The organism is Annamia dubia NIES-4383 (assembly GCF_055394725.1).
In genome coordinates this window covers 2,373,090-2,390,838 of sequence record NZ_AP025630.1, presented here as the reverse complement: position 1 = coordinate 2,390,838, position 17,749 = coordinate 2,373,090, and the positions used below count along the sequence as shown (strand labels likewise).

13 protein-coding genes and 1 pseudogene are annotated in these 17,749 nt (G+C 35.5%); 3 read left to right on the top strand and 11 right to left on the bottom strand.

Annotated elements, in window-relative coordinates; genetic code table 11:
* The first annotated feature begins 437 nt into the window (after window positions 1-437).
* Window positions 438-2,456: a DUF262 domain-containing protein gene (locus tag Anndu_RS10695; RefSeq protein WP_464101186.1), complete on the top strand. Its 2,019-nt coding sequence runs from the start codon at window positions 438-440 to the stop codon at window positions 2,454-2,456.
* An 85-nt stretch (window positions 2,457-2,541) separates the two neighbouring features.
* Here Anndu_RS10695 and Anndu_RS10690 read toward each other — a convergent pair whose 3' ends face one another.
* The 7 genes from Anndu_RS10690 to Anndu_RS10660 form a co-directional block, all read right to left on the bottom strand.
* Window positions 2,542-2,877: a ribulose bisphosphate carboxylase small subunit gene (locus Anndu_RS10690; RefSeq protein WP_464101185.1), complete on the bottom strand. Its 336-nt coding sequence runs from the start codon at window positions 2,875-2,877 to the stop codon at window positions 2,542-2,544.
* A gap of 152 nt (window positions 2,878-3,029) precedes the next feature.
* Window positions 3,030-4,442, bottom strand: coding sequence for a form I ribulose bisphosphate carboxylase large subunit (locus tag Anndu_RS10685; protein WP_464101184.1), 1,413 nt, complete (start codon window positions 4,440-4,442; stop codon window positions 3,030-3,032).
* A 469-nt stretch (window positions 4,443-4,911) separates the two neighbouring features.
* Window positions 4,912-5,715, bottom strand: coding sequence for an LbetaH domain-containing protein (locus Anndu_RS10680; protein WP_464101183.1), 804 nt, complete (start codon window positions 5,713-5,715; stop codon window positions 4,912-4,914).
* 71 nt (window positions 5,716-5,786) lie between these two features.
* Window positions 5,787-7,739: a ribulose bisphosphate carboxylase small subunit gene (locus Anndu_RS10675; RefSeq protein ID WP_464101182.1), complete on the bottom strand. Its 1,953-nt coding sequence runs from the start codon at window positions 7,737-7,739 to the stop codon at window positions 5,787-5,789.
* Window positions 7,740-7,799: 60 nt separating this feature from the next.
* Window positions 7,800-8,099, bottom strand: a complete 300-nt coding sequence (locus Anndu_RS10670) for a EutN/CcmL family microcompartment protein (RefSeq protein WP_464101181.1) — start codon at window positions 8,097-8,099, stop codon at window positions 7,800-7,802.
* A 106-nt stretch (window positions 8,100-8,205) separates the two neighbouring features.
* Window positions 8,206-8,541 carry a carbon dioxide-concentrating mechanism protein CcmK gene (locus tag Anndu_RS10665; protein WP_464101180.1) on the bottom strand — a complete coding sequence of 112 codons (336 nt, stop codon included), beginning with the start codon at window positions 8,539-8,541 and terminating at the stop codon, window positions 8,206-8,208.
* A gap of 197 nt (window positions 8,542-8,738) precedes the next feature.
* Window positions 8,739-9,050, bottom strand: coding sequence for a carbon dioxide-concentrating mechanism protein CcmK (locus Anndu_RS10660; RefSeq protein ID WP_464101179.1), 312 nt, complete (start codon window positions 9,048-9,050; stop codon window positions 8,739-8,741).
* Between the two features lie 715 nt (window positions 9,051-9,765).
* Here Anndu_RS10660 and Anndu_RS10655 point away from each other — a divergent pair.
* Window positions 9,766-11,658 (top strand): NAD(P)H-quinone oxidoreductase subunit F, encoded by a 1,893-nt coding sequence (locus tag Anndu_RS10655; RefSeq protein WP_464101178.1) that lies wholly within the window; start codon window positions 9,766-9,768, stop codon window positions 11,656-11,658.
* Window positions 11,659-12,014: 356 nt separating this feature from the next.
* On the opposite strand, the gene Anndu_RS10650 is transcribed toward Anndu_RS10655, so the two are convergent.
* The 3 genes and pseudogenes from Anndu_RS10650 to Anndu_RS10640 all read right to left on the bottom strand — a co-directional run.
* Window positions 12,015-13,310, bottom strand: a complete 1,296-nt coding sequence (locus Anndu_RS10650) for a dihydrolipoamide acetyltransferase family protein (RefSeq protein WP_464101177.1) — start codon at window positions 13,308-13,310, stop codon at window positions 12,015-12,017.
* A gap of 277 nt (window positions 13,311-13,587) precedes the next feature.
* Window positions 13,588-14,112 (bottom strand): outer membrane beta-barrel protein, encoded by a 525-nt coding sequence (locus Anndu_RS10645; RefSeq protein ID WP_464101176.1) that lies wholly within the window; start codon window positions 14,110-14,112, stop codon window positions 13,588-13,590.
* Between the two features lie 209 nt (window positions 14,113-14,321).
* Window positions 14,322-14,468 (bottom strand): annotated as a pseudogene (locus Anndu_RS10640) (DUF1902 domain-containing protein); the annotation flags it as partial.
* 166 nt (window positions 14,469-14,634) lie between these two features.
* Here Anndu_RS10640 and Anndu_RS10635 point away from each other — a divergent pair.
* Window positions 14,635-16,479 carry a protein kinase domain-containing protein gene (locus Anndu_RS10635; protein ID WP_464101175.1) on the top strand — a complete coding sequence of 615 codons (1,845 nt, stop codon included), beginning with the start codon at window positions 14,635-14,637 and terminating at the stop codon, window positions 16,477-16,479.
* Between the two features lie 86 nt (window positions 16,480-16,565).
* On the opposite strand, the gene Anndu_RS10630 is transcribed toward Anndu_RS10635, so the two are convergent.
* On the bottom strand, window positions 16,566-17,660 hold the full coding sequence (locus Anndu_RS10630; RefSeq protein ID WP_464101174.1) for an alkene reductase: 1,095 nt from the start codon (window positions 17,658-17,660) through the stop codon (window positions 16,566-16,568).
* Between the last annotated feature and the right edge of the window lie 89 nt (window positions 17,661-17,749).

The window sequence follows — 17,749 nt, the reverse complement described above, 5'->3', positions numbered from 1 at the left end:
CCTGTTTTTCTACCCTCAATTCTTGAATACTTTTTTGATCTAAATTAATCGTTTTGCGTAACTGTTTTATTTATTTAATTACTGTTTGGATAGATTATTTTGTAACTGGATTGCCCCAAGCATTATAAACAATTTCAGTTTCATTTTTATTGTAAAAATTTGTGATCATTTGTTGTAATTGTTCAATTTATTTTTGTTTAAGTCCGGTAACATTAATTGTTTTCATAATAACTTATCTCCTAATTTCACTTAATAACTTTTTATGATTAGATCAAAGCCAATAAGCAGTCCTTTTTAATTAATTTTATCATATTTTAACAATTTGAATCATCGTCTTTTTTGTAAAATAGAGAAGAAATAGATCAAGTAATCATAATGTTTATGATTATCTATGTTATAATCCAAGATAAAACAACCTAATTTTTATTTAAAATCTAATGGTTATGCAAGCATCAGAAACTAAATTACAAGAACTCATCGAAGGAACAAAACAATACATAATTCCGTTATTTCAACGTCCTTATAGTTGGCTAAAATCAGATTGGCAAATCTTATTAGATGATATAATGGAGCTTTATGACAGTGAAAATCCCCATCCTCATTTTATGGGATCAATTGTTACAATTCAAACGGATTCTGTACCAGAAGGAGTGCCTAAATATTTATTAATAGATGGACAACAAAGATTAACTACTATTTTTATTTTATTAGCGGTGTTAAGAGATCGAGCCAAAGAATTAGAAAAAATGAAAATAGCTAAAGCTATTCATAATAAATATTTAGCTAATATTTATGAAGAAGATGAAGATGAATTTGATTATTATAAATTACAACCGACTCAAGTAGATAGAAGTACATTTTATAAAATTATCAAATCAGATTTTCCTTGTGAAGAAAAAAATAATATTAGTCAATGTTATTCATTTTTTGCGAAAGAAATTAGAAAAAGTAAAAATGCAGATCTTGATCTTCTCAAAATAACTGATATTATCTGCAAAAGTTTATTATTAGTTAGTATTTTACTAGGAAAAGATGATAATCCTTATCTAGTATTTGAAAGTTTAAATGCTAAGGGAAGACCTTTAACTCAAGCCGATTTAATTCGTAATTATTTCTTTATGCAAATTAAGCCTAATGAACAGGATAAAATTTATCAACAATATTGGCTACCAATGCAAAATTTGTTAGGGGATAACTTAACAGAATTTATCCGTCATTATTTAACAAAAAGTGGCGTAATTGTTAATAAAAACGAGGTTTATTTTAATTTAAAAGAGCGAATTAATAAGGGACAAGAAAGTGACGCTATTTTTTATCTTAAAGATATTTTTAAATTTTCCCAATATTACGCTAGATTTTTAAATCCAGATTTAGAAACAAATTTAAAAATTAGAAAATATTTACAAAAAATTAATCGTTTAGATCAGGCGACAGTTTATCCTTTTTTATTAAATTGTTTTGATGATTGGCAAGGGAAAAAAATCACAGAATTAGAATTAATTGAAATCTTAAAAGTAATTGAAAATTATATTTTAAGGCGTTTTGTTTGTAATATTCAAACTCAAGGTTTAAACCGTCTTTTTGCATCTCTTTATCCTAGAATTATTAAAGAAACTACTTTTGGAACAGCAAGTTTTTTAGAAAAATTAAAATTAATTTTACAAACACAAAATTATCCTAAAGATCAAGAATTTAAAGAAAAAATAATGACGATTCAACTTTATGGGAAAAATCGTACTGAAAAAGGAAAATTAATTTTAGAATCTTTAGAAGAATTTTATCAACATAAAGAACAAGTATCTTTTGATCATCTAACAATTGAACATATTATGCCCCAATCTTTAACTGATTGGTGGATCAATCATTTAGGTGAAGATTACGAAATTACCCATGAATTATTATTACATTCTTTAGGAAATTTGACTTTAACTGCTTATAATCCAGAAATGTCAAATAGTGAATTTTCAACCAAAAAAGATAAATTAAAAAATAGTCATTTAGAATTAAATAAATATTTTTCTAATCTTGATTCTTGGAAAAGAGAAGACATGGAAAAAAGAGCAGAATTTTTAGCAGATATTGCTTTACAAAATTGGATTTATTTTGGAGATGAATCTTTAAAATTTACCCATCAAGATGGTGTTACTGGCACAAAACCTAAGTTATTAAGTTTTTTTGATCAGGAATATTCTGTTAGAAGTTGGCGGGATGTGTTAGAAATTACTTTAAATAATTTAGCAGACTTAGAACCTGAAAAATTTAATGAAATTGTAGAGAAATTTCCCCGTTTTTTAAGTCAAGATCATAAAAATTTAAAGGCAACTCGTCAACTCAAAAATGGACTATTTGTTGAAGTTGGTTTATCTGCTAAAGATATTTATTCTTTTTGTCAAAAAGTAATTGAAATTACGGAATTATCAAGTGAAGATTGGCAAATTGAAACGATCGATTTTTAATTTTTTTACTCACAAAGAACCCCCCCCTTTCTCATAGAAAGAGGGGAAAGAGTGGGGTTAAATCAAATTAACCCCCACGTTATGCTTAGTAACGAGTTTGGTTAGGTTTGTAAACAATGAAACTAACGGTTTGGCACTGTCTGATGTTGTCAAATCCTACAACACGAATGTAAGAATCAGAGTATTCAGAGCGACATTCACGCACTTCATTTAATACATCTTGAGCAGAAGAAGCATTGAATAAAGGTAACTTCCATAAAGTCCAGTGGTGAAGTTGAGGAGTAGGATCTTTTTCAAATTCGATCCCAGGGATAAAGCCCTGCTCTAACATATATTCAACTTGTTTAACGATCTGTTGATCAGTTAAAGGAGGTAAATAAGAAAGGGTTTCGTAGCGGCGCTCTTTAGGTAATGTTTTCATGTTGCAAAATTCCTATTAATAAATTAAAGGTTTACTTTTAAATCAAAATGTTCGCAGTCAGTTACCAGTTAACAGTAATCAGTATTTTTGAAATCTTTTACAGGCAGGATGCCTGTACTACTGGTCACTGTTCACTGGTCACTGTTTACTGATTAGAGGGTGTCAACGGTGTCAAATTCAAATTTGATTGCTTTCCAAAGTTCACAAGCCGCCGCAAGTTCAGGACTCCACTTACAAGCTTCACGGATAACATCGTTACCAGCTTCACCACTAAGAGAACGACCTTCGTTACGAGCTTGGATACAAGCTTCAAGAGCAACACGGTTTGCAGTTGCACCAGGAGCATTACCCCAAGGATGGCCTAAAGTACCACCACCAAACTGTAAACAAGAATCATCACCGAAGATTTCTACCAGTGCGGGCATATGCCAAACGTGGATACCACCAGACGCAACGGGCATGGTACCGGGTAAGGAAGCATAATCTTGAGTGAAGAATACACCACGAGAACGATCTTCTTCTACATAGTCTTCACGCATTAAGTCAACGAAGCCCATAGTAACAGCGCGATCGCCTTCTAATTTACCTACAACAGTACCAGAGTGTAAGTGATCACCACCGGATAAACGTAAACACTTAGCTAATACACGGAAGTGAATACCATGATTTTTCTGACGGTCAATTACAGCGTGCATCGCGCGGTGAATGTGTAATAACACACCATTGTCACGACACCATTTAGCTAAGGTAGTATTAGCAGTGAAACCACCAGTTAAGAAGTCGTGCATGATGATGGGAGTGCCAATTTCTTTAGCAAACTCAGCACGTTTGAGCATTTCTTCACAAGTTCCGGCGGTTACGTTTAAGTAGTGACCTTTAACTTCATTGGTTTCAGCTTGAGATTTTTCAATAGCTTCTTGAACGAATAAGAAGCGATCGCGCCAACGCATGAAAGGCTGAGAGTTAATGTTTTCGTCATCTTTGGTGAAGTCTAAACCACCACGAAGACACTCATAAACAGCACGACCGTAGTTTTTAGCAGATAAACCTAATTTGGGTTTAATAGTACAACCTAATAAAGGACGACCGTATTTGTTTAATAAATCACGCTCAACGGTAATACCGTGGGGAGGGCCTTGGTAAGTTTTGATTAAAGCTACAGGGAAACGAATATCTTCTAAACGTAACGCTCTTAAAGCTTTGAAACCAAATACGTTACCAACTAAGGAGGTTAAAACGTTAGTGACAGAACCTTCTTCAAATAGATCTAAAGGATAAGCAATAAATACAAAATATTGATTATCTTCACCGGGTACGGGTTCAAAATGATAACAACGACCTTTGTAACGATCTAAGTCAGTTAAACCATCAGTCCATACTGTAGTCCAAGTTCCGGTAGAAGACTCAGCCGCAACCGCCGCCGCACATTCTTCGGGAGGTACTCCGGGCTGAGGAGTCATACGGAAACAAGCTAAAAGATCAGTATCTTTAGGAGTATAGTCAGGAGTATAGTATGTTAGGCGGTAGTCCTGTACACCAGCCTTAAAACCAGCTTTGGTTGCCATTTGGTTATTTCCTCCAAATTAAATAATAAAAAACGTAAATTTTTGGCTTTCGCAATGTATACCCTTAAGTTTGACGCAAGAATTTTAGTTAAAAATTTCTACATCAACGCCGGAATAATATATAGAAATCTCTTAGAAAACTTAGGCTTAATAATCGTCTTAATAATCTAAGTTAACTTTATTTTATTTTCGATTTCTCATCTTATCATGAAAGGGAATTTTATTGTCAATCTTTTTTTCATTTTTTTTAACAATTTTTCATTGTTTTTTTTGAGGGCAAATATCAGTTAAACTAATCGGTTCTCTGGCCAGATTATCCAATGAACAGTTAGGCCAGATTAATCACCTGTCATTTAGCCCAAAAAAAGAGAAAAAGATCGGGATCATCATCAACAAAAGTTAAAACATCAATCAGTTTTAAATATTTTTTTAGTAAATATTTAAAGCTCAATCCTCTGGGTTAGATGTATTAATTGACTTGACGATGGGGGAACAAAGTTAATAACAAGTTATTAATGTAAACCTTCCCAACAACAGGAGCTTTAGGACTTTCTGGATTAATTTCTGTTTCTAAATTTTCACTGGAATTTTCAGTTAAACTTTCAGAAATGTTAATTAATTGCGGTTCAACTTCATCCACTACAGAAGTAAAAGTTTCACTCAAAACTTCTTGGGTTTCTTCAAGTTGAACTATTAAATTTTCTTGCTCTAATGTTGATAAAGTTTCCCCCAATTTTTCCGACTCAGTTTGACCATTTAATGGTTCTACAAAATTCTGATTCAACTGATCACTTGATTGGTCATCCCAAGGATCTTTTATTTCCTCATTAATTTCTGTAGAAATTGATGGATTAACCTGCTCATTGATTGAGGAATTTTCAACTATTTCAAGATCAACAAATCGAGAAAAATCTCCTAAAACTGAATAAGCATTTATTACTAACATTGACTCAACCGAACTATTAAAAATAGTCGTAGCCGCGCCAACACAAGCATGATTACCTATTCTGCCCTGGCCGATTATTAATACCCTTGCTCCCAATACCGCCCCCTGTTCAATGACAATCGTTCCCTGATAGGCTTTGATCACCACACCCACCCCGATACAAGCCCCGGCCTCAATAATGACTTGACTATCTTCGGCCGCTTGGATCACTACCCCCGCAGCGATCGCCGCTTGAGGATGAATGGTAACATTACCGATCAGGCAACTGTGATCACTAACTAAGGGAAAAGAGGGTAATTCAGAAATAGCATTTAAGCTTGATTTCATTTGGATAAGTAGGTGTTAGGTGTGAGGTAGTAGGGGGGTAGAATTTCCTAACTACTCCCTACTCCCTCAAACTAGGGGCGTTGAATAATAATTTCAGCGACACGGCGTTTAGCTTGGGCATCAACCCCGATCAAACGCACATATTCGCCTTGATGTTCATTTAAACAGCCTTCTAAAGCTCTGATTACCTCAGCTTCTCTGGTGGTTTCAATCAAGCCACAACTCGACCAAGATTTTGCTTTAAAACGGCGTTTATCAGCGTGTTCTGTGCCAATTTTACAACCTTGATTTAATAAAGAACGAACTTTACTAATTACCTCAGAATCTAATTTGCTAGAACCAACGGAACTAGAAGCACTGCCAGAACTGCTAGAGCTAACGGGGGCAGATGTGGTGGTAGTTGTGACGGCCGCATCGGTGGGACGTTGAATGATAATTTCAGCTACACGGCGTTTAGCCTGAGCATCAATCCCAATTAAACGCACATATTCTCCCTTATGCTCATTTAAACAACCCTCTAAAGCTCTGATTACCTCAGCTTCTCTGGGGCTGTCGATCGTGCCACAGCTAGACCAAGATTTAGCTTTAAAATGACGTTTATCGGCGTGTTCCGTGCCAATTTTGCAACCTTGAGCTAACAAAGAACGAACTTTAGCGATCGCATCCGCACTTAGGCCACCACTAGCAACGGAAGCAGAACCACCGCTAAAACCACCACTAGAAGCACCACCGCTTACGGGAGCAGAACCGCCCGGACGTTGTACAATAATTTCCGCCGCTCTGCGTTTAGCACTAGGATCAACGGCAATTAAAGATACATATTCATTAGGGAATTGGGCAATAATTGATTCAACATCTCTTAAAGCTTGGTTAGGGTTGGTACTATTAACAGAACCGGCCGTTAACCAAGATTTTGTTTTAAAACGTCTGGCATTAGCGTGTTCCACACTTAAGCGATAACCTTGACGCACAAAAGATTGAATTTGATCAGCTAAATTGCTATTACTAGAACCAGTGGTAACGGGGCTGGGGGCCGACTTCGCCACACTAACAGAGGAAGAAGTTTGTAAAGGCGCATTACCATCGGGACGTTGAATAATAGCCTCTAAAACTCGGCGTTTTTGTTTAGGATCAAAACCAACTAAACGCACATATTCACCGGAATATTGGGAGGTAATACTCTGTAATTGGCTTAAAATTTGATCTTCACGGTTGCCAGAAATAACACCAGCATCTAACCAAGATTTAGTTTTAAAACGACGAGCATTAGCGTGTTCGGTGCTAATTTTATAACCTTGAGCTAACAGGGATCTAACCTGTTCTCTTGTTTGTGAAATTACACTCATATCTGCTTGTGATGAATTGTTATAGGATGAGTTAGAAGGGTTATTTTGTTGGCCTAATTCTTGACGTACCTGATCAATACAAGAGTCACTTTCAGCACAGAGATAACCAACTCTTAAAGCTTCGTTAATTTGCACCACATGATGAGCAAATTCTTTATCACTGTCAATAACATCGGGTAAACGATCGGCTTGTTGTTGAGTGGTGATAACCGCTCCAGAGGGAACATATTTACCCGCAGGTATGGTTACATCTTGGATCAGGGCGTGCATCATCACAATACAGCCATTTCCCACCTTGGCATTAAATACCGTTGAACGAAAACCGATAAAACAGTGATCTCCGATATAGGCAGGACCGTGAATTAAGGCCATGTGAGTAATACAGGTCTGTTTTCCGATCCAAACGGAGTATTCATTTCCATCATCTCCGGTCACTCTGCCCTGTTCTAAGCCGTGAATAACTACCCCGTCTTGAATATTGGTTTCCGCTCCAATATAAAAAGGTGTACCCTCATCGGCTCGAATAGAAGTTCCGGGAGCAATTAACACATTGCTACCAACTTTAACGTCACCAATTAAATTAGAAAAAGAATGCACAAAGGCACTTTGATCTATGGCAGGTTCGGCTAAGTTGCGTGACCAAGGAGTAGGTGGTGCCGCCGTTGCACGGGCAACCATTCTTTATTCCTCCTTTAATTTTTTAATAGTCATTAGTCATTAATGGCTGATAGCTGATCGCTAATTAGCATTTTTTTTGTTATAAATACAATTATTCGCCACATTGATGGTGTCAATGATGCCCACTACCATGGCATCTAAAGGACGGTTTTCTTGTCCTTGTTCTTTTCTGGCCGCACTGCCTCTAGTAACTAAGACCCATTCAGAAATTCCGGCACCGACAAGATCTCCGGCTACTTCATATTTAGGTAAAAGTTGTCCAGTTTCATTAATAAACTGAACTAACAGTAATTTGACTCCTGTTAAATTCTGACTTTTATGAGTGCTGACGACTGTACCGAGAACTTTGGCAATTTGCATTAGATTTTGTTAGATTAAGGGAGTGGGTTTGAATAAAAGATTTATCTAAATTTTCAATTCTCTATTTTTAAATAGAGCTAATTGTCAACTGTCAACTGTTAATTATTTATGGTCTTAAAGGACGGGGGTTAACACTTTCTCTGAACTGTTCAACGGCTTCGGTGTAGCGAATGGGTAAAACATATTCAAGGTTTTCATGGGGACGAGCAATAATGTGATGGGATAAAACTTGACCACCATTAACTCGTTTAACATTTTCAATACCTGCACTAACGGAAGCTTGTACTTCAGATACATCTCCTCTGACGATCACGGTAACACGGCCTGTACCGATTTTTTCATAACCCACTAGGGTAACACGGGCGGCTTTCACCATAGCATCGGCGGCTTCCACAACTGCGGGAAAACCAAGAGTTTCAACCATTCCAACGGCGATAGACATTTAATTTTTCTCCTTAAATTTTAAGAAATAAGTTTTTTTGCTAAGAATTTAGTTTTAATTAAAAAATTCGCTATTTAATTCAAAATTCTCATTATTCAAAATTATAGGACTTGGGTAGTCAATCTTGAAAATTAATTATGATTTTGAGAGTTGCTATGGTTCTATTTTTGAAATATGAATTTTGAATTGTCAATTTTTTAATAGGTGCGGAACTGTTCTACATCTTCGGTGTAACGAATAGGTAAAACATATTCAAGGTTTTCATGGGGACGAGCAATAATGTGATGGGATAAAACTTCACCGCCATTAACTCTATTGGCCGCTTCAATACCCGCTCCTACGGAGGCTTGAACTTCAGAAACGTCACCTCTGACGATCACGGTGACTCTACCTGTGCCAATTTTTTCATAACCTACTAAGGTAACACGGGCGGCCTTCACCATTGCGTCTGCGGCTTCAACGACTGCGGGAAAACCTTTGGTTTCAATCATTCCAACTGCAATAGACATTTTGTTTATTTCCTCGTTTGTAAAATCCTACCTCAAAAGTAAGAATAATTAGATTTTTGGTAAATATAGTTAACTTGATTATGGTTAACGACTATTGATAGCTCCACTTTCACTTGAGTTATTTGCAAATACACCTTTGCAAATACACAATAGACAACAGGCTCAATTTAAAAATTAAATTGAGGGGTTGATCTGGAGTGGATTTATTTTTAGTCTCTAAAAAAAGCTTATGAGACCTTGACACTTTTGGCAATATAAAACATTATGATATTTTTTAATCTGACAGTTAATAAAATTTAATATGACTTTTTGTTGAAGGGGATCGTCAAAGTAATACTATTATTTTGGGCTAGTTAAACTCAGCCTATTCCCCATTTTATAATCTTCTGATTTTTCTTTTGGTTGAGGGGGATCACTGAAAACAAAAGTCTTTATAAGTATTTCTTACTAAAGATAAATGCTTAAGCTAGACTTAAGTAATATCTTGATTGTTTTTCTTTTAAAGTTATTTAATCACTAAATTTAAAGAATGACATTATATCATATATTGACCATTTCTGATCATTTTAATTGATTTTTTTGATTTTAATTTGAACTTAATAAGTTAAGTATAAATACTTATCAGTTGACAGTTAATAATGGACAATTAAGAATTAGTCATTAGTCACTGGTCATTGGTCATTGTTCCCTATTTCCTTTATTTTATTAAATATTTATGATTGAATTTTTATATAATTATATCTGGTTTATTCCTTTTTATGGTTTAATCGGAGCGTTTTTTACTTTACCTTGGTCTACGGGGTGGATCAAAAAAACCGGCCCTAGGCCGGCGGCTTATTTCAATCTATTTATGACCTTTGTGGCTTTTTTACATGGCTCTTTAGTATTAAATACGGTGTGGAAAAGTCAATCTCAAAATTTAGTTTTTCATTGGTTAAAGGTAGCAGAATTAGACCTAACTTTAGCGATCGAAATTTCTCCCGTGAGTATTGGAGCTTTAAGCTTAGTGACGGGTATTAGTTTATTAGCTCAATTTTACGCCCTTGGCTATTTGGAAAAAGAAAACTCCATGGCCAGATTTTTTGGCTTAATGGGCTTTTTTGAGGCGGCCTTAAGTGGTATTGCCTTAAGTGACTCTTTACTCTTAAGCTATGGTTTATTAGAGCTTTTAACCCTTTCTACCTATCTCTTAGTCGGTTTTTGGTATGCCCAACCCTTGGTAGTTAAAGCGGCGCGAGATGCTTTTTTAACTAAGAGGGTAGGAGATATTATTTTATTAATGGGTTTAGTGGCACTTTCTAGTTATGGAGCGGGTTTAAGCTTTTCCCAGTTAACCACATGGGCGCAAAATGTGGATCTGCCACCTTTGACGACCACTTTAATTGGTTTAAGTTTAATTGCCGGGCCTACGGGTAAATGCGCTCAGTTTCCTCTCAATTTATGGTTAGATGAGGCCATGGAAGGGCCGAACCCGGCCGGTATTTTAAGAAATTCGGTGGTGGTGTCGGCGGGGGCTTATGTTTTAATTAAGTTACAGCCCGTTTTCACTTTATCGCCGATCGCCGCCAATGCTTTAATTGTGATCGGTACTACCACAGCGATCGGGGCTTCTTTAATGGCGATCGCGCAAATTGATATTAAACGAACTTTATCCCATTCCACCAGTGCCTATTTAGGTTTAGTGTTCATTGCAGTGGGTTTTGGACAAGTTGACATCGCCTTTTTATTGCTGTTTAGCCATGCGATCGCTAAAGCCTTATTATTTATGATGGTAGGTTCAATTATTATGACCACCAGTAACCAAAACATTACGGAAATGGGCGGTTTATGGAAAAGAATGCCCATCACCACGATCGCTTTTATGGGCGGTAGTGCCGGCCTAGTGGGCTTATTACCCTTGGGGATGTTTTGGACATTGGAAAAATGGTTAAATGGCAGTTATGAGGTAACAGGCTGGTTATTAGGAGTTATTTTATTTGTTAATTGCTTAAGTGCGCTTAATTTAATGAGGGTATTTCGTCTGGTATTTTTAGGAGAACACCAAATGAAAACGAGACGCACACCGGAAGTTATCTGGACAATGGCCGTTCCCATGTTCAGTTTAGCAATTATTAATTTATTAACCGCCTTTGTGCCTCTGAATTGGAATTTATGGCTAAGTCCAAATCCTCCCTTAGACACTCAGATTTGGCTCACTAATTTCTCAATTCCTGCGATCATTAGTTCAGGCTTACTAGGTTGTTTAATCGGAATTTTAATACCTTTAAGACGGGCTTGGGCAATGCCAAATCAATTTTTACTACGTTTTATTCAAGACTTATTAGCATACGATTTTTATTTAGAAAAAGTCTATCAATATACGGTAGTTTGGGCAGTTTCAAGCTTATCAAAAGTGATGTCATGGCTCGATCGTTATGTGATCGATGGAGCAGTTAATTTAGTAAGTTTAGCCACAATTTTTAGTGGAAATGCGCTTAAATATAATGCTTCAGGCCAATCACAATTTTACATTTTAACGATTGTTTTTGGCTTAAGTTTATTACTATGGTTTGTGTTAAGTGGTCAATGGTCAATTTTAATTGATTATTGGGCTAAATTTTTTAATTAAAGCTAAAATTGGGCAATGGAAAAAACAATTGAAAAGAGCAATTATTTAATTATTTTTTCATTGCCCATGATTGACTTATTTTGTGTTAATAACTATTACATATTTTAAATTTTAAAGAAGTAATAAAAATAACAAATTAAATCAATTCTTTAAAGGTTTTAATAAATTTTTATTACTTTACCCTTCTTTTCTGAGCAATAAAACAAGTCTCATCTTTAAAATATTCCGAATAAAAAATAAAAATTTAATTAAAAATCGGGGATTTAATTTGACTTAATCTTGATCACATTTTGAGCAGATTAAACAATTAGTAAAATCCCCGACTTAACTTTAATTATTAACAACTTTAGTCAAAATTACATCACTAAAGATTGAGCATTATTTTCGATTAGATCCGCTAAATCTTTTAAGAATAAAGCCGCATCTGTACCATAAATAACACGATGATCACAAGTTAAATTAACTTGCATTTGATTTTTAATGGCGATCATTCTTTCTTTTGTTGCCACCACAGTGGGTTTAGAAGCGGCGATCGCCAAGATCGCACCCTGGCCGGGTGGTAAAATCGCATCAAAACGATCTACGCCGAACATTCCTAAGTTAGAAAGGGTAAATGTGCCAGAATTGTACTCTTGGGGCTGAAGTTGCTTTAATCTGGAGCGATCGACTAAATCTTTCCAACTACGGGATAAAGAATAAATATCTACTTGATCCGCATTTTGTAAGACAGGAGTAATTAAACCGCCGCCCTCCATTGCTACAGCTACCGCCACATTACAAACACTATGATAAGCAATACCCTGATCGGTATAACTAGCATTCATGATGCGATGTTTGCGCAAAGTGACAGCCACCGCTTTAGCTAATAAAGCCGTCATAGTGACACCTTTCGACTTAATCTGTTGATAAAGAGCGTCTAAACCATCGGTAGTAATGGTATAACCCACATGGAAAGTAGGAGCGGTTAAACTAGCTACCATGTTCTGTACAACCGCTTTCTGTAAGGTATTGAAGGGGATCGTTTCATCAGCAGTTGTCATCACTGGAGTGGCTACCACAGGTGCTACGGGTGCTACGGGGGCGATGGGTGCTACGGGTACTACAGGCGTACTAATAACAGGAGTGGTAACCACAGGGGTGGGAGCTTTACCAGAGGCTCTTTCCACGTCCGCCGTCACGATTCTACCATAGGGGCCGCTACCATTGAGGGAATTTAAGTTAATTCCTAATTGTTTGGCTAACTTACGCGCCCGAGGTGAAGCCACGATCCGGTTACTCGCAGGAGTGGAAGGGGTGGAAGTTGGCACAAAGGTGGGGATGGGAGCGGGAGCGGGGGCAGAAGTAGTGGAAGTAGCAGAAGTAGCAGGAGAAGCACTAGCAGAAGCTTGTTGTTTAGCGATCTCAATTTCTTCGATGGTTTCAGCGATCAGCGCGATCGCTTCTCCAACAGGAGCTTCTTGACCAGCTTCGACTAAAATAATGGCTAAATAGCCTTCATAGAAGGATTCAACATCCATATCCGCCTTATCAGACTCTACGACAAGGACTGTTTCACCCTTTTCTACTTTATCTCCGGGGGCTTTTGCCCAAGACACAATTTTACCCTCCGTCATAGTAGAGCTTAAGGCCGGCATAAAAATATCATGAATCATGTTGTTTTTTCCTTTGCACAGATTTTTAACTATAAATTGAGAAATAATAAATTTCTGGTGTAGTGTGGATTTTATCACGGAAAATCAACATCAAAACAGGTAATAGGGAATAGTCAAATTAAACAAGATTTTGAGAAATTAATTAAAATAGCAAAAAAGAGTGGTTAAACTTGATTAACTCACCCTTTTTCAATTTTACTCAATTTGTATTTTTTTAATTATTTGGTCAGAACTTACCCTTTTCTTAATAATTAAATAAGTTCTAATCATTTTAATCTTAGAATTTATAACCTAGTCCTGCTTGTAAACTAACGGCTGAAGCAGGGCTATTTTCATAGGCATCAATACCCCATTTTGCATCGCCATAAACCATTATATTTTGACTAACTAAGGCTTCTGATCCTAAAGTTAAAACCAGAGAATTTTGATTACCTAAAGGAGTTGCATTAGCGTTATTTTCGACAAAAGAATATCCCAAACCTAAATAGGCATTAACTTGATCACCAATGGGAAGATCATAAGAAATTGTAGGAATTAAAGCCACATTTTCATCGGTAAATAAAATCGCTCCTCTTAAAGAAACTGGTACATTCTCGATCGCATAACGCCCCTGAATATTACCACCTAAAGTAGCCCCAGTATTATCTTGACCACCATTAGTAACACCTGCTGAAAGGCCTGCTCCCACATAACTTCCATCTGTTCCATTTTGATTTGTTGATTGAGCAAAACTAGGTTTAGCAATTAAAGAAACTAAGGTTAAGGAAACAATAACTGTTAATTTTGTAACTAAGCTTTTCATAAGATTAAACCTCTATTTATTAGTAAATTTATGTTCGTTTTCTTGGTTTATTAGTCGTTATTATTTTCTCAAAAGTTCCCAGATAAAATAAATAATTTTTTCTTTATTTTAATAATTTGAAATTATAGAAATAACATCTTTATGCAAAAATTAATGACTTGATAGACTGTTTTTTAACTGTCATCTTTATGACAATTACTCATCTGTCATAAAATTAATAATTCAGGAATAATAACCTTTAACTTTTTACTTAAATCTTCTAAACTTTGAGCTTCTGTTGCTAAACCAAAAACATCTTCACTTGTTGCCACCCAAACTTGAGCTTCTTCATCCCAAAATGTTTCAATTTTATACATAGTTAAAATTTATTGATAACATATTTTTTCTCAAAAACCAAAGGTCAGGAATTTTAAAAATTTAATTTTTATTCTCATATTTCTATAGTAAAATTATAAAAGTTACCATTTAATAAATATTAAGATACTTTTAAAATTTGCTCTTAGCTAATAATTAATAACTAACATGAGTTACTGCTTAAATCCTAATTGTCCAAAACCAGAAAACCCACCTCAAAATAAATTTTGTATTTCTTGCGGTACTAAATTATTATTGAGCGATCGCTACCGTTGTTTAAGATTAATTGGCCAAGGTGGTTTTGGGCGTACTTTTTTAGCAGAAGATGAATATAAACCTTCTAAGCCTCGTTGTGTGGTAAAACAATATTTTCCTGAACAAGAATCAAAAAAAGCTAGTGAACTTTTTGAACTTGAAGCTGTTAGATTAGAACAGTTAGAAAAGCATCCCCAAATTCCTAATTTATATGCTTATTTTACCTACAATAATCGTCAATATATTATTCAAGAATTTATAGATGGTGATAATTTAGAAGCTGAATTAATTAATGAGGGAACTTTCAATGAAGAACAAATTAAAGATATTTTATTTAAGTTACTTCCAGTCTTAAAATTCATTCATCAAGCTCAAATTATTCACCGTGATATTAAACCTGCTAATATTATTCGCAGAAGATTCGATCGTCAATTAATTTTAGTGGATTTTGGGGCGGCTAAACAAGCAACTAATACCTCTTTAGCTAAAACGGGAACGATGATCGGTAGTGCGGAATTTGTTGCTCCTGAACAAATGCGAGGAAAACCTATTTTTGCTAGTGACATCTATAGTTTAGGGGTTAGTTGTTTGTTTTTGTTGACTAATATTTCCCCTTTTGAATTATATAATATTCATGATAATAAATGGCTATGGCGTGACTTTTTAATTAATAATCCCGTGAGTGATCATTTAGGTAAAATTTTAGAAAAAATGGCTAGTGAATCATTAAGAGAGCGCTATCAAAATATCGATCAAATTTTAGCAGATTTAAACTACAATCAACCAATTATTTCGACTCCTCAAACTCCAGTTAAACCTATTTATAATTATCATAATTTAAGTTTAAATTGTGTGAAAAATTTAAGCGATCATCCTAGTTTTGTTCGGGCTGTTGGCTTTTCTGATGATGGTTATTTTTTAGCAACTGGAGGGTGGTCTTATGATCTTAAATTATGGCAGTTTCCCCAATGTCAACTTGTCCATTCTTTTAAACAAGAATATCGGTCTTGTTATAGTTTAAAATTTAGTCATAATAGTCAAAAATTGGCGGCTGGATATGATAATAATTTAATTGTTATTTGGGATGTCAAAACTGGTAATATTTTACAAACTTTAATCGGTCATACGGGCGTTTTTGCGGGGGTTAATTCTTTAGTATTTACCAAGAATGATCAGTTTTTAATTAGTGGTGGTGGGGATAAAACGGTGAGAGTTTGGAATTTAAAAAATAATCAAGAAATATCAAATTTAAAGGGTCACAATCGTTGGATTAGTTGCGTTGATCTTAGTGTTGATGATAAAATTATTGCCAGTAGTAGTGCGGATAAAATGATTAAATTATGGAATTTTGAAACTGGTCAAATGATGGGAAGTTTAGAAGGACATAAGGGAATGTTTGCTGGAGTTAATCAAATCAAATTTACTAAAGATGGTCAATCTTTATTAAGTGTTAGTGATGATTATTTAATTAAATTATGGGATTTTCATAAGCAAAAAGAACTTAAAAGTTTTGCAAGTAATGAAACTTTTATTTATAGTTTAGCTATTAATAATAATAACGAAATTTTCGCTACTGGTGACGGGAATGGGGTGATTAAACTTTGGAATTTTACTCAAGAAAATTACTTATTTTCCATTAAAGCACATCAGAGTAATATTCATACTTTGGCTTTTAGCCCCGATGGACAATATTTGGTGAGTGGAAGTGATGATAATAAAGTTAAAATTTGGCAAGTTATACCATCTTCAATCTTATAAAAAAATTGTTTTACCCGTGAAGAGCAAAACAATTTTTTTAAAAACGTAACTACCAATGATTCCATTATAACATATTTACGCAATTTTTATTCTAAAAAAGAATAATCTAAATAACCTTTTTCATCTCCACCATAAAAAGTTGAGCGGTTATATGGATTTAACTCAGCATTTTTCGCAAAACGCAGGGGTAAATCAGGATTAGAAATAAATAACCGTCCATAGGCCACCAGATCCGCTTCACCACTGGCTAACACCTGATTTCCTAAGTCTCGATCGTATCCTCCAGCACTCATAATTAAACCGTCATAAAATTGACGGAAAAAGCCGGAAGTTAAATCGGTGGAAGGCTGATCTAAAGTCTCGTTTCCCTCTACTCTCGGCTCAATTAAATGCAAATATCCTAATTGATATTGATTTAACTCTTTTACTACATAACTAAATAACTTTTTAGGGTCAGAATCAGACATTGAATTAAATGAATTAGAAGGTGATAATCTGATTCCTACTTGACTAGACTCCCAAACCTCATAAATAGCCTCGATCACTTCTTTAACTAGCCTTAGACGGTTTTCATAACTGCCTCCATATTGATCAGTACGTTTGTTCGTGCCATCTCTTAAAAATTGATCTAAAAGATAACCGTTAGCACCATGGATCTCCACCCCATCAAAACCTGCTAACTTGGCATTTTTCGCCCCTTGACGATATTGCTCAACAATCTGAGGTATTTCTGAGGATTCTAGGGCTCTGGGAGTCACAAAAGGCTGTAAACCCTGATAGGTGACGGCCTGACCTTGAGCGGCGATCGCACTGGGAGCTACGGGTAAGTTATTATTAGGTTGTAACGAAGGATGGGAAATGCGGCCAACGTGCCATAATTGCAGGAAAATTCGTCCTCCTTTTTGATGGACGGCCTGCGTGACTAACTTCCACCCCTCCACCTGTTCGGGGGAATAGATGCCAGGGGTGTTGGCATAACCCATGCCTTGGGGTGATACCTGAGAAGCTTCCGTAATAATTAATCCGGCCGAAGCTCTTTGCGCATAATATTGGGCATTCATGGCGGTGGGGGCAAGGCCGACTCCTGCCCTCATTCTCGTTAATGGTGCCATGACTATTCGGTTTGAAAGTTGATAGTTACCGAGGGTAATCGGAGTTAAGAGGTCAATTAATTGATTCATGTCTATTTTTTTGAGTGAATAAATTTAATTATTACCAAAAATATTAATAATAACTAAAGATAATTGTTAATGATTCAAGATTTTATAAA

What these genes read in the sequence shown, in the direction of transcription:
- Anndu_RS10695 (WP_464101186.1), top strand. Translation starts at nt 438, where the DNA reads ATGGTTATGCAAGCATCAGAAACTAAATTACAAGAACTCATCGAAGGA.
- Anndu_RS10690 (WP_464101185.1), bottom strand. Translation starts at nt 2,877, where the DNA reads ATGAAAACATTACCTAAAGAGCGCCGCTACGAAACCCTTTCTTATTTA.
- Anndu_RS10685 (WP_464101184.1), bottom strand. Translation starts at nt 4,442, where the DNA reads ATGGCAACCAAAGCTGGTTTTAAGGCTGGTGTACAGGACTACCGCCTA.
- Anndu_RS10680 (WP_464101183.1), bottom strand. Translation starts at nt 5,715, where the DNA reads ATGAAATCAAGCTTAAATGCTATTTCTGAATTACCCTCTTTTCCCTTA.
- Anndu_RS10675 (WP_464101182.1), bottom strand. Translation starts at nt 7,739, where the DNA reads ATGGTTGCCCGTGCAACGGCGGCACCACCTACTCCTTGGTCACGCAAC.
- Anndu_RS10670 (WP_464101181.1), bottom strand. Translation starts at nt 8,099, where the DNA reads ATGCAAATTGCCAAAGTTCTCGGTACAGTCGTCAGCACTCATAAAAGT.
- Anndu_RS10665 (WP_464101180.1), bottom strand. Translation starts at nt 8,541, where the DNA reads ATGTCTATCGCCGTTGGAATGGTTGAAACTCTTGGTTTTCCCGCAGTT.
- Anndu_RS10660 (WP_464101179.1), bottom strand. Translation starts at nt 9,050, where the DNA reads ATGTCTATTGCAGTTGGAATGATTGAAACCAAAGGTTTTCCCGCAGTC.
- Anndu_RS10655 (WP_464101178.1), top strand. Translation starts at nt 9,766, where the DNA reads ATGATTGAATTTTTATATAATTATATCTGGTTTATTCCTTTTTATGGT.
- Anndu_RS10650 (WP_464101177.1), bottom strand. Translation starts at nt 13,310, where the DNA reads ATGATTCATGATATTTTTATGCCGGCCTTAAGCTCTACTATGACGGAG.
- Anndu_RS10645 (WP_464101176.1), bottom strand. Translation starts at nt 14,112, where the DNA reads ATGAAAAGCTTAGTTACAAAATTAACAGTTATTGTTTCCTTAACCTTA.
- Anndu_RS10635 (WP_464101175.1), top strand. Translation starts at nt 14,635, where the DNA reads ATGAGTTACTGCTTAAATCCTAATTGTCCAAAACCAGAAAACCCACCT.
- Anndu_RS10630 (WP_464101174.1), bottom strand. Translation starts at nt 17,660, where the DNA reads ATGAATCAATTAATTGACCTCTTAACTCCGATTACCCTCGGTAACTAT.